The organism is uncultured Gemella sp. (genome assembly GCF_963515875.1).
Taxonomy (GTDB): Bacteria; Bacillota; Bacilli; order Staphylococcales; family Gemellaceae; genus Gemella.
The window spans coordinates 1-13,013 of the sequence record NZ_CAUPZX010000049.1 but is presented as its reverse complement, the minus strand read 5'-3'; the positions used below and the strand labels follow the sequence as shown (position 1 = coordinate 13,013).

Genomic DNA, 13,013 nt, shown 5'->3' with positions numbered 1-13,013 from the left:
CATTAAAAATAGGCTGTTGATTCATGCATTTTTTGCATTTGTCAACAGCCTGAGGAGCAACACAAATTAATGATTTTGTGTTGCTCCTCTAAATTTTATAACAGATTATAAAATACTTTTTAAAGAATACCTGACATAGAAATGTTTTTTAATTTTTATTTTAAATATTATTTTTCTTCTACTTTATCTTTCTTTAAGAATTTGTTAAGTAGATTAGATGCTTTAGCTTTATTTTCTTCTACTTTTCCAGAAAGATTTTCGATTTTTTGATCTGTGTTTTTTTTGAATCCAGTAACATTAGATTTCATGTTATCCACAGATGATTGTAAACCATTGATTGATGTTGCTAATCCTTTGGCAGAGTTGAATAAAGGATCTAATTTTTCAGATTTAACTTGTAAGTCTTCAGCTAAGATATTTGTATTTTGTAGTAATATATTAGCTTCTGCCATAATTGGTTCTAAGTTACTTTCAACTTTTTTAACTGTGTTATTTAAATCTTTAGCAAGAACAAGTGCTTCTTCAGCGACATTTGTGACATCCTCTACACATTCTGTAGCAACATTTAAAGATTTTCTAACAGTTCCAAGTGTAATCGCTGTGCTTATGCATAGGATTAGAACTCCTACACCTGCTAAAAAGATTCCAGCGTATGCTAAAATTAACCAGTTTATATCTAACATAAAATTTTCCTCCTTGAATATAATTAATTATAATTAGAATTTGATGATAATATAATTAATTATTTTGATTTTTGTTCTATAAATTTATGACAAAGTTTGTTTATATTTCCAGCCCCCATAAATAGGAAAACACTATTATCAAAATTAAGTTTATCAAAATCGTCTTCTCTATTTATTATTTGAGCTCCTTTAGTTACTTTTTGTAAATCTTCTATTCCCACGATTTTTTCTTTTTCACGAACAGAAGCAAAAATTGGACAAAGGAATACTCGATCGGCTGTTTCCAAACTTTCAGCGAATTCGTTTAAGAATTTAGCTGTACGTGTATAAGTGTGCGGTTGGAAGATAGCGATAACTTGTTTATCTGTATATTTTCTACGTGCACTGTCGATAGTTGCTCTAATTTCGCTTGGATGGTGAGCGTAGTCATCTACTATTACATTATTTCCAAGTTTGTGTTCACTGAATCTTCTTTCTGCAGGTTTGTACTGACTAAGAGATTCTTGGATTTTTTCTATACTGATTCCATTTATATCAGCTAAAGCTATTGCTGATGTGGCATTAGAAATATCGTGTAATCCGAAAATAGGCATAGTGAATGTTCCTAAAAGTTTAGAATTTTTGTATATGTCAAACTCACTGTGCTCTGATGTAGTTCGAACATTTTTAATTTGATAGTCGTTCCCATCATTAAATCCATATTTAATAGTTTTTGCATTAGCTGGTTTAAGTTTAGATGCTAATCGATCATCTCCACATATAACAACTGTATTTTTAACTTGATTTACAAAACTTTGAAAGGCATCAAACATATCGTGTTCATCATTAAAATAATCAGGATGATCAAAATCTATGTTTGTTACAACTGCATAATCTGGATGATATGCAAGGAAGTGTCTGTAATATTCACATGCCTCTGCAATAATATATTCAGAATTTTTTTCACCATGACCAGTTCCATCTCCAATTAAGTACGATGTAACGTGACTATGTTTAAAGATACAACTCGTCATTGTAGTTGTAGTTGTTTTTCCGTGTGCGCCAGTTATTGCGATTGATGGTACTTCAGAAAGAAGTTTACCAAGGAATTGTGCGTAAGTATAAGTTTTTAAACCTAATTCTTTTGCTCTTCTAAATTCAATATGTGTATCATTGAAGGCGTTCCCTAGAATAATTTCATAACCTTCTTTAATATTTTCTGCTCCATAATAAAACATTGGAATGTTTCTTTGCTCTAATTTTTCTTGTGTAAAAAAGTATGTTTCTTCGTCTGAACCTTGTACTTCGTGCCCCATATCATAAGCAATTTGTGCAAGTGAGCTCATACCGGAACCTTTAATACCTATAAAATGATATTTACTCATTAACCTATCTCCTAAATCGTCTATATTAACATAAAAAATTTCCTTATTTTTTTCCATAAGCAATTCAATTTTACACCAAAATTGATAAAAATTCAATTAATAGGAATGTTTTATAGATGAATACTTTCAAAAATTTTCTTAATTTTTCATTTGAAAGTAATAATATTATATTTAGGATATTTTTAAGTTGATGATATTAGAAGAGCAACCCATGTTTAATGACATTAGAGAATCGATTAAATAGAGTTGCTCGTATGTATTTATATTTAGTGTTGAAAAAGATTCAAATAATATTTGTTATACATAATCTACTATCACATTATTACAAAATTATTGTTTATATTGTAATGTAATAAAAATATTAATGCTGTTAATAAGCTAAACAATTTTATTTAAAGTAGATAATGCATATACTATTATTATCTTCTATGTTTTCTTCTAGAGAAGATTGCTGCTCCACTTAAAATTAATCCTAAAGTGACTAATGAAGCTAAGTTAGAATTTGTCAATCCAGTTTTAGGTAATAATTTGTTAAGTGATGCACTAGTATTAGGCTGTGTAACTTCACTTTGTTGCTTGCTTTGAGTAGGTGTATTACCTGCAGGATTATCGTGATTTGAAGTAGAATTTTCACTAGGAGAATTACTTGGTTTGTTTGCGTTAGATACTATTGCGAATTTACTGAAGTGATCTATTTCAAATGTTACGACACCATCTTTTGTAGTAGAGTCTATTAATTTTAACTCCCCGTTATCTTTTATGTGATAGATAGTGACATCTTTTTCTCCTTCTTTTAATACTATAGCTACAGTACGTTTTGAGTTTGAGTCAACAACAGTGTTGTTTTTATCAAGAAGTTTCAAGTCTAATATTCTGATTTGATTATCTGCTGGTAAATTTAATTTTTCTAAAACTGTAGTTGTTAGGGCTTTATCTTCTACTGGTGTTACTGATAGTTTTGCTGTGTTTGTTTTGTCTGTTAGGGTAACTTTAACTCCAAAAGCATCGTTTGAGAATATATTATTTATAATATTGTCAGATGGATTTGGGTTGTTTTCAGGATTAACTACATTAGAATTGTTATTACCTGAGTTAGAGTTATCACCAGGATTAACTACATTAGAATTGTTATTACCTGAGTTAGAGTTATCATCAGGTTTAACCACAGTAGAATTATTGTTACCTGAGTTAGAGTTATCACCAGGATTAACTACATTAGAATTGTTATTACCTGAGTTAGAGTTATCGTCAGGATTAACTACATTAGAATTGTTGTTACTTGAGTTAGAGTTATCATCAGGTTTAACTACATTAGAATTGTTATTACCTAAGTTAGAGTTATTTTCTTTGTCAGTTTTATGTTTAGAATATTGTTCTAAGGCTTTATCTAAGTTTGATTTTTCTTCTTTGATTTTCTCTATAGATTTTTCTTCATCGTATACTTTTTGAGCTTTTTCAGTAGCTTCTTTTAATTTAGTATATTCTTCTTTATTAATCTCAGTTTTATCTTTATCATCGTTAACTAGTATTTTAGCTGTTTCTAGAGGGAAAAGAAGATTTGCTTTTTCAGTAGCAAGTTTTTTAGCTGTTTGATCAGCTTCAGATTCGTTAGGTTTGTTTCCTTCGTTATTAGTAGGTGTATCGACTTTGTCGTTAGGTTTGTTTCCTTCGTTGTTAGAGTTTTCGCCATTACCGTTAGAAGAGTTACCTTCGTTATTAGTAGGTGTATCAACTTTGTCGTTAGGTTTATTTCCTTCGTTGTTTACAGGATTATCGACTTTGTCGTTAGGTTTGTTTTCCTCAGCTGGAGTCGCTTCTTTTAATCCATTAACTGCATCTTCAATCTCTTTTATAAGAGTAGAGCGAGTGTCTTCTAAGTTTCTAGTTTCTTTAGCTTTATTGATGAACTCTGTAGCTTTAGTAATAACTGCAGTTAAATTGCTTTTAGATTCCTCTGAGTATTTATTAGTAGCGATTTTATCTTGTGCAGTTTTTACAGCTTCTTCTAGTTTTGAAGTATCATATCTAAGCATAGTAGAGTATGTTTGAACGTCATTAAATAGCTTCAATATTTCATTAGATTTAGGGTTGTTATGAACTAAATCTTCTAATTTATCTATTTTTCCTTGAAGGTAGTTATCTACAGCGTTGATACTTTCTTTGCTATATTTTTTGCTGTCTTTATCAGAATTAAAGTTAGCTTCAGCTTCTGCATTTGAAGTTCTAAGTTGGATAAGTAAATCATATTGATTTTTTAAATCTGATAATTCTGTGAATGCAGTAGAAATATCTTCTGTGCTAGCAGTGTTATTTTTTAAAATACTTTGTGCAGCATTTATTTTGTTACCGAAGTTTTTAATTACTGCCATGTCTTGACTCACGTTTGCATTTTTAAATACATTATTCCAACTGTCATAATATTTGCTTGTTGTTGCATCAAATAACGCGCTTAATTGTTTTTTATCCGCAGTAATAGCAGCATTTTCTTTAGGATATTTTAATGATAATATAGCTACGTTTTCATGTTTATCTGTACCGAATAGTGTACTACTTGCAAAAGTGTTAAGTTTTATTGTAGCTGGTTTTCCTTCGATAGGTATTCTAATTTTTGAAGGATATTTATAAGAATTAGTTACATTATTGTAAGTAACATCGGCAGTATCTTCTTTTAATACTTGGACATCTTTTTCAGTATCGCCATCGAAGTATGTAAGTTTACTCATAACGGCAACATTAGTTGTTCCATTATTCATAGGAATAAGATCTAATTCTAAATAATTTTTCCCGTTTTCAGTTACTAGATATACATTTTTAATTATTCCATTAGCCATAGAAGGGCTAGTTAAATCTTGTTTTAATAATGATCCATCTAATTGAACTTTATTATTAGAATCTGTAGAAGGAGATTCTGTTGGATTATTTGGTTTTTCTTGAGTTGTATCGGCAGAATTATTGAATGTATTTACTGCATTTGTAAGTTTATTTAATTCTGTTAATAATGTTTCTTCACTAGTAGAATCATTTTTTAATAGTTCTTTAGCTTTAGATAATTCATTTGTTAAAGTAACAAAGGCAGATGGATCTTTTTTGCCTTGTTTTATTAATTCAACTTCGGCTATTTTATTTTTTAATTGTTCTTTTGCAGAAATAGTCTCTGTTGTGGCTTGGGAACCGTTTAAGTCAGCAATAGCAAACTTGAATTGTTCTTTGTAGTAATCTGTTAAATCTGTATTAATTTGATCATCTGTATTAGGAGATTCAGGAGTTAATTTAGCATTAGCGACATAAGATTTTGCTTCATCGATTAATTGTTTAAGTTTAAGTTTAGCTTGAGTAACTTTATTGAAGTTATTATATGCTTCTTCAGCTTTTTTGATTTCTCCTGAAAGTTCTTCTGTATTTATACGAAGATAATCACTTAAATGCTGTACTTCACCTGTAAGTTCATCCAATTTTTCATAAACTGTAACTGTACCTTCTTTTTCAAATTCACTCAAGTATGTTTGTTTTTTACCTTCTATATCAATTGGGTCAAGAGCGTTTATTTTACCTTCAACTGCATCTAGTTTTTCTTTAACCAGTGCTTTACTTTCATTCGTATAATGTGTATTATTTTTCCATTCGTTTTCGTAAGAATCTTTTGCTCCTTGTAGCGATTTATGTAGGTTAGCAAGAGAATCTAATTTTGTAGTTTCATCTAGCAGTTTATTTATAATATTGTCAACTTGTTGTTGAGTTAATGAGTCACTTGATAATAGACTCTGCGCTTGAAGAATCAATTGGTTAAATGATGTTTTGAATGCTTGTTTTAAATCTTTATAATTATTTTGTACAGCATCACTATTGTAATAATCAATTTTATTTCTTAAAGCAGCTTTTAAAGGAGATTCTTTTTTTGCTTCAACTTTAGAATAGTAATCGATGTACAAATCTGTGGCTCTAGTGAAATTATCAATACCGTCTTTCCCTAATGAATAAGAGTCTTTGAAGTTGAAGTTTCCTAAAAGTGCTATCTCTATATTTTCTTTAGTAGCGTCAACAATCAGTTTTAATTTAGTAGGATAATCACGACCGCCGATATTTTTTTTCTCTAAAACAATAGCGTCAGTATCGGGATTACCTAAGCTATTGTATTTAAAAGTATCAGCTAGTGCAAAATCAACTGATCCTCCCATGATTTTAGGTTCTAGTGATAATATCACTTCATTTTTTCCATTTCCTAGTTCATGAACCTCTACATTAGTAATTAATCCAGATAAGTCTCGATTATATATAGTTTTTATAGGGGTTTTTGCTCCTCGATCTACGAATTTAGCTGTTACGTTATATGGAGCAACTTGTTTTGTAGTGTTTTCAACAGGTGCCGCAGGAACTGGTTCGCCTTTTTGTCCATCTTTTTTAACAAGGTTATTGATAGCATCTGTTAATTGTTTTACACGATCTGATGTGTCGTTAATTTGAGGATTATAGCTTTCTGTTTGCTTAATCCAGTCTTTAGCGTGATTTAGAGCTTGTTCGAACTTTTCAAGAGTTACAGGCTCGTATTCACTTTTTATTTTTCTATCAGCGATATCAATTATTCTTTTTAGCTCCGTAGTATTGTATTTCAAGTAAGTGAAGTTCGCATTATCAAAATCTTTTATTAATTGAACTAGTTCTTTGATATTTTTATTATTTTTTAATGCAGGAACGCTCTTAATATATTTTTTGTAATTTTCAATACTTTCTTTTGTATATGTTTTTTCGTTATATAATTCGAAGTATTCTAGAAGTTTAGCAACTTTAATATCTAATACTTCTCGTAAGGTTGCAATATCTTCCATTTCGTGAATTGGTGTAGAAATTTCATAAAGTTTATCGTAATTAGCATTTTCAGAGTGTTTCAACTCTTGTAATTTTGTTACAGCTTCAGTAATTTTAGCTCTTTGTGAGAAATCTGAAGCGGTGTCTGAAGTGTTCTCTTTTGTTAGCAACCATTCATTAACTTTATTACCACGATCAATCCAGTTTTGAATTTTCTCGTTTAATTTTTCTCTATATTTAGGGATTGCTTCGTTATTTTTTTGTGCAGATGAATAGTTTATATCTAATGCAAATGGTCCAGTTTGTTGTTTATTTCCATTTTTATCTAAATAAGTCATGTTAGATATTACCAATTGCTCAGCTTTTAATTCGCCAGGAACACTAAATGCTATGATACGTTGATCTTCAGCAGAAGGTCCTAATTTAACGTTTGTATCTAAACCAGATACTTTATTAACGACAAAGCTTGTAATTTTGCTTACCTTATCTGGGTTGGCTACAAGATTGATTTCGATATCTTGCCCTTGTTTGTAAATACCAACTAAAGATTCTTTAAATAGATTTTTTATTTCTTCTTTATTGTCAACTACTTTTTTATAGAAATCTTGTTGACCATCGCTAGAAACAGAAACCATTGTAGGTGTTTTAAAATCCGTTGTTGTGTAGAAACCATCGTCGTGTAAATCATGACTAACTTCAAAGTTATAAAGTTGAATATAATAGTTTAGTGTATTAATGGCATTTCTTGCTGTTTTTTCTGTGTAAGAGTTTGCCTCTAGTTTTACTTTTGCAGCAGCAGCTTCACTCCACATGTTATACCAAGGCGTAGTGTCAATAACATCATCAGGGACTTGGTGGTTTTCAAATGTCACATGGTAATAAGGGAAGTTAGAAGTTTTGTGGAAAAATGTAGTTCCTAAATATCTATTTGTGATAGATTGATCGTTAAATATTTTATCGATGACTGCATTTAATTCATTTTTAGTTTGTTGAGTTGCTGCAGTATCTCCGAAATCAGCTTTTGCTATATTGTTATTTGTAGGCCAAGCTTGAGCTGTGATAGAAGATATAGTAAGTGCTAATGCAACACTCATACTTGATTTTAATAATTTATTTGTTTTCATGGAATATTCTCCTTTTATATTTATATAATAATCTTATTTTAAATTAATTTTTTAAGGTTGATTAAAGATGAATTAAATTTCTTAACCTGTTCACATAAACGCTATTAAAACAACCTTTAAAAAATAATAGACACCTATACTATAACATAAAAACGTTTCAATTGAAATAGATTATCACTATCTTTTATATAAAAAATAAAATAAAATTTCTTGAATTAATGAAAATTATATTTGATAATTTAAAATAATATTTTAAATTTAGTTTTTTTATTATTTGTGAAAATAGTTAAGAGAATATTTGTATAGGCTTGTTTATGTTTTTTTCTTGTTTCAAAAATGTATCTAAACTAAAAAATAATTTTTCTTAGTATATAGTAAATTTTCTTTTTAAAAATTTACTATATTTTTTCTGTGTAGTATAATCTATAAGGGAATATTTTATAAGGAGAGCAAGATGTCAAAATTTTATGCAGTAAAAAATGGTAAAAAGACTGGTATATTTTCTACTTGGGATGAGTGCAAAGAACAGGTTTTTGGATTTAAGGGGGCAATTTATAAGAGTTTTAAAACACTATCAGAAGCCGAAGATTTCTTAGAAGGTAATAAAGAAAAAATAGCGAATATAGAAGAAGTTAATGGAGTATATGCTTATATCGATGGTAGTTTCGATAGGATAAATGGTATCTATGGCTCTGGTGTAGTCATAGTAGATGGGGATAAAAAATATGAATACAAACATGCTGGAAATCGAGAAGATTATACAAATTTACATAACGTAGCTGGGGAAATAGAGGCAGCTAAATTTGTTATGTGGTATGCTGTAGATAAAAAAATTAGTGAAATTACATTGTTTTATGATTATCAAGGTATAGAAGCGTGGGCAACTGGAGAATGGCAAGCGAACTTACCTTATACACAGGATTATGTGAAATTTTATAATAAGGTAAAAACAGTAGTGAAGGTTAATTTTGTAAAAGTAAAGGCACACACTGGAGTTGAACTTAATGAAGTTGTTGATAAACTTGCGAAGGATGCAATCGAAGAGTTTAAAAATAAAAGTAATTAAGAAATAAGTTCACAAGATAGTTGTTTAAGTATTTAAATGTGTTATAATTATTAAAATGTAATTAGAATTTAAAAGAAGGAGGGTGAAAAATGAATAAAACAATTGATAATAAGCAGATACTAAATAAAATAGCTAATCTTATTTATAGAGATAGAAATCGTATTTTGATTGCTTTGTTAGTTTCTATTGCATCGTATTATTTTACATTATATCCGACTGATAGGTTGAGTTATATTGTCGATGGTATAGCAGGTGGGAGTATTGATTTTAGCGGTGTAATTAATGAGATTATTAAAATTATTTTAGCGGGAATTGCATTGTATATTGTCTACTTCTTTAAAGAATACTATACTTTTATAGGTTATGACAAAGTCATTAAAGATATGACATATGATATTCAACACGATATTTATAGGCACACTCCGATATTTTTTAACAAATTCAGTATAGGTGAAGTAATTAGTAGATCTACGAATGATATTACAAATTATATAGCACCACTTTTTGGTTATGGTATTTTATTAATCTTTGATGGAATAATTTACAATTTATTTATAAGTATTCTAATATATAATAAGTCTAACATTGTGTATTTATTATTGATTCATATACCTTTGATTCTTCAGACTATATATTTAGTGAGTAGACGAAAAGTACAAGAAAAATATTATAATAAAATGGCAAAAACTATGGATGAAATTACAGAAGAGACTTTAGAAAATGTTAAGGGTATTCGTGTAATTAGAGCTTATAGCTTACTAGACAAAGTAAGAAATAGTTTTGTAGGGAAACTTAGAAGTTATGCTAAAAGTAATGAACTATACATGAAGAGAACACTCGTTTATCAGCCGTTAAATACTATATCTTTAGCGACAAGTTATATTATAGCTGTGGCTGGAGGTTTCTATTTTATTAATTTAGGAATGATGACATTAGGGGAGTTAATATCTGTCTGTGTAGTTATAGGGATGATTCAGTGGCCTTATATTGCTTTATCGGAGCTAGTTGTTATGCTTATAGAAGTTAGACAGGCTACTAAAAGAATATTGGAAATATCTGATAAGAAAGCTGATGTTAATAATGAATTAGCCGAAAGTGATTTTGAGTTTAATAGTAGTATTGAATTTAAAGGATTTAATTTTAGCTATGAGGATAATAATCATGTACTTGAAGATATTAATTTTACAATTAATAAAGGTGAAACTATAGGAGTAGTTGGGAAGACAGGAAGTGGGAAAACAACTTTCATTAAACAATTTTTACACCTATACCCGATAAAAGAAAATACTTTACTTCTTGATGGTAAAGGTATTGAGCGATATTATGACTATTCTGTAAGGGCTAAGATAGGATATGCACCACAAGAATATCAACTGTTCTCAAAATCTATAAAGGAAAATGTTCTTTTTTATCGATATGATTTAGAAGATAAGTTAGAAGATGTTCTTGAACAAGCTGATATTAAAAAGGATATTAGTAGATTTAAAGATGGTATTGATACTCTTGTAGGAGAAAATGGTTTATCTCTATCGGGTGGTCAAAAACAACGTCTAGGTATAGCGAGAGCATTGTTATCTAATCCTGAAATATTAATACTCGATGACAGTTTGAGTGCTGTAGATTCTAATACTGAAAAAACTATTATTGAAAATATTAAGAAAAACCGAGAAGGTAAGACTAATATAATAGTAGCACATAGAATTTCCGCAGTAAGACATGCGAATAAAATAGTTGTATTAGACAATGGGAAGATATTAGATTTTGGAACGCATGATGAACTACTTGAGAAATGCCCTTGGTATAAACAACTAGATGAATATCAAAATAAGGAGGTAGAAGATGATGAAGAATAAAAATCCATTATTTCAATTCCTTCCTTATATGAGATATGCAAAAAAATCATATATACTTGGTTTTGTATTTTCATTGCTAAATGTCGGGTTAGGTGTTGCTGGTGTATATGTGTTGTCGAAAGTTTTTGATGGTATAACTGGAGATTTAACGCGTCAGATAATTTTAAAATCATTGATAGTAATAGCTGGTTATGGACTTATATTACTATGTTCAGGAATATCTAACTATATTAGAAATATTTACTTAGTTAAAGGAGCTAATGAGGTTTATGTTAGAATCCAGATGCAGGTATACGATCATATTCAAAGTCTACCGATTAAGTATTTTGATAATATGCCAGCTGGTTCTGTAGTATCTAGGATAACGAGTGATGTTAACCAAATTAGAACATTTTTCGTTTCGACATTTGTGCAGATATTAATAATCGTGCTAAAGATTATTTTTTCTTATGTTGTGCTATTTTATGTAGATGTACGTTTTGGATTATTTATGCTAGCGTTATTCCCGGTAATGTTTATAGTATTAAAAATTTATAATAAGCTATCAATAGACAGTATTAAGGGGTATCGACGTAAGTTTTCTCAAAGTAATGGGATTATAAATGAGAATTATCAAAATCTAGAAATCATCAAAGCTTTTAATAAAGAGAAAGAGAGTATTGAAGACTGGAATAAGCATAATGAAGAACGCTATAAATATTGGAAAAAATTAAATCTAGTAGATAGTCTATTACTTCATAATATAACTGGAGTATTTAGAATTGTGATTTTTATAGGTATTGTTTATTACTATTCGTATTCACACTTTAATAATGTTTATGGTATTACATTGGGAATGGTATATCTATTTATAAATTATACTACCGATATAATTTATAGAATCGCGGATTTTACGATGGGGATTTCTAATTATATTAGAGCGCAAGGTGCAGCTATAAATATTCAAGAGATACTTAAGTTAGAAGTAGAGGAAGATAATTACAACGATATTACTGAGGATGATTTCCGAGGAAATATTAAATTTGAAGATGTATATTTTTCTTATAAGGATGATTTTTATGTACTTCGTGATTTAAATCTTGAAATTAAAGAAAATCAAACTGTAGCTTTTGTAGGACATACGGGAAGCGGTAAGAGCACTATAATGAATTTAATTGTTAAGTTTTACAGTGCAACTAAAGGTAACATCTTAATCAATGGTAGAAATATAAATGATTATAGTAAGGAATATCTAAGAGAAAAAACAGCGATAGTACTTCAAGACTCATTTTTATTTGAAGGTACTTTACTGGAAAATATTACAACTTCTAACGATGAAAAAATTGCCAAAGAGGCATTGTCTAGAGTTGGGGGTGACTTCATTTTAGAAAGTCGTTCGTTAGCTTCGAAGGTAGAAATAGGTGGAAGTAACTTTTCTACAGGAGAGAAACAACTTATTTGTTTAGCGAGAGCCTTAGCTAAAGATCCTAAGATATTAATTCTTGATGAATCAACGGCTAATATCGATAGCGAAACAGAACAAAATGTAAGTCGAGCTATAGAAGAATTAAAACAAGGGAGAACAACGCTTATAATAGCTCATAGATTATCGACGATAAAAAATGCTGATATGATTTATGTCCTTAGAAAAGGGAAAGTAATTGAAAGTGGAACACACGAAGAGTTGTTGCACCTAGATGGAAGTTATAAGAAAATGTATGAAACTCAAGTAAAAGGATAAAAAATTGGAGTAATTCGAAAAATCAGATTGAATTAAATCTTGATTTCGAATTACTCCTTTTTTAATAATTATTTTTTGAATACAAATTCGTAAGCTAAGTCAATATCTTTAAATGAAATCATAACTGTTTCATACCCAAGTGGTTTGAAAAGTTCATTAACAGCATTAGCAACTTTTTCGCAAACTTCAACTGGACGGTGAACCCATCCGATTTCTAAGTTTGCTCTACTGATTTCTTCTCCATCAAGAATAGCAACACTTTCAATTAAATCTAATGTGAAAGCTTCACGTGGTCTTTCGATTATTTCTGCAATAGTGTCGAAAAGCTCAGCACTAACTTTTTTTAAATCTTCTTTTTTAAATCCTCTAGCAACTATACGTGGCATAATAGACCTCCATT

At 29.4% G+C, this 13,013-nt stretch carries 7 protein-coding genes; 3 read left to right on the top strand and 4 right to left on the bottom strand.

The genetic code is table 11. The annotated features are described in order from the left end of the window. Positions 1 to 167: 167 nt before the first annotated feature. From RWL85_RS07625 to RWL85_RS07615, 3 genes are all read right to left on the bottom strand, one after another. A complete protein-coding gene (locus RWL85_RS07625) occupies positions 168 to 683 on the bottom strand; it encodes a DUF948 domain-containing protein (RefSeq protein WP_314086727.1) in 516 nt (171 codons plus the stop codon). Positions 684 to 742: 59 nt separating this feature from the next. Next, the gene (murC, locus tag RWL85_RS07620) at positions 743 to 2,047 is read right to left on the bottom strand and encodes a UDP-N-acetylmuramate--L-alanine ligase (protein ID WP_314086726.1); all 1,305 of its coding nucleotides are present in this window, start codon (positions 2,045 to 2,047) and stop codon (positions 743 to 745) included. 419 nt (positions 2,048 to 2,466) lie between these two features. Continuing rightward, positions 2,467 to 7,974: an LPXTG cell wall anchor domain-containing protein gene (locus RWL85_RS07615; protein ID WP_314086725.1), complete on the bottom strand. Its 5,508-nt coding sequence runs from the start codon at positions 7,972 to 7,974 to the stop codon at positions 2,467 to 2,469. Positions 7,975 to 8,428: 454 nt separating this feature from the next. Between RWL85_RS07615 and RWL85_RS07610 the strand changes: the two genes are divergently transcribed. The 3 genes from RWL85_RS07610 to RWL85_RS07600 all read left to right on the top strand — a co-directional run bounded on the left by RWL85_RS07610 (position 8,429) and on the right by RWL85_RS07600 (position 12,613). Further along, positions 8,429 to 9,040 (top strand): ribonuclease H family protein, encoded by a 612-nt coding sequence (locus tag RWL85_RS07610; protein WP_314086724.1) that lies wholly within the window; start codon positions 8,429 to 8,431, stop codon positions 9,038 to 9,040. A gap of 89 nt (positions 9,041 to 9,129) precedes the next feature. After that, entirely contained in the window at positions 9,130 to 10,893 is a 1,764-nt protein-coding gene (locus tag RWL85_RS07605; protein ID WP_314086723.1) for an ABC transporter ATP-binding protein, read from the top strand. After that, positions 10,880 to 12,613 carry an ABC transporter ATP-binding protein gene (locus RWL85_RS07600; protein WP_314086721.1) on the top strand — a complete coding sequence of 578 codons (1,734 nt, stop codon included), beginning with the start codon at positions 10,880 to 10,882 and terminating at the stop codon, positions 12,611 to 12,613. The genes RWL85_RS07605 and RWL85_RS07600 overlap by 14 nt, the downstream gene beginning before the upstream one ends. Positions 12,614 to 12,681: 68 nt before the next feature. Here the strand turns inward: RWL85_RS07600 and RWL85_RS07595 are convergent, their stop codons facing one another. Continuing rightward, positions 12,682 to 12,999 (bottom strand): DUF1904 family protein, encoded by a 318-nt coding sequence (locus tag RWL85_RS07595; protein ID WP_048803358.1) that lies wholly within the window; start codon positions 12,997 to 12,999, stop codon positions 12,682 to 12,684. Positions 13,000 to 13,013 lie beyond the last annotated feature (14 nt).

Bases quoted from the DNA above. Each gene is read 5' to 3' on its own strand.
- RWL85_RS07625 (WP_314086727.1), bottom strand. From the start codon at position 683: ATGTTAGATATAAACTGGTTAATTTTAGCATACGCTGGAATCTTTTTA.
- murC (WP_314086726.1), bottom strand. From the start codon at position 2,047: ATGAGTAAATATCATTTTATAGGTATTAAAGGTTCCGGTATGAGCTCA.
- RWL85_RS07615 (WP_314086725.1), bottom strand. From the start codon at position 7,974: ATGAAAACAAATAAATTATTAAAATCAAGTATGAGTGTTGCATTAGCA.
- RWL85_RS07610 (WP_314086724.1), top strand. From the start codon at position 8,429: ATGTCAAAATTTTATGCAGTAAAAAATGGTAAAAAGACTGGTATATTT.
- RWL85_RS07605 (WP_314086723.1), top strand. From the start codon at position 9,130: ATGAATAAAACAATTGATAATAAGCAGATACTAAATAAAATAGCTAAT.
- RWL85_RS07600 (WP_314086721.1), top strand. From the start codon at position 10,880: ATGATGAAGAATAAAAATCCATTATTTCAATTCCTTCCTTATATGAGA.
- RWL85_RS07595 (WP_048803358.1), bottom strand. From the start codon at position 12,999: ATGCCACGTATAGTTGCTAGAGGATTTAAAAAAGAAGATTTAAAAAAA.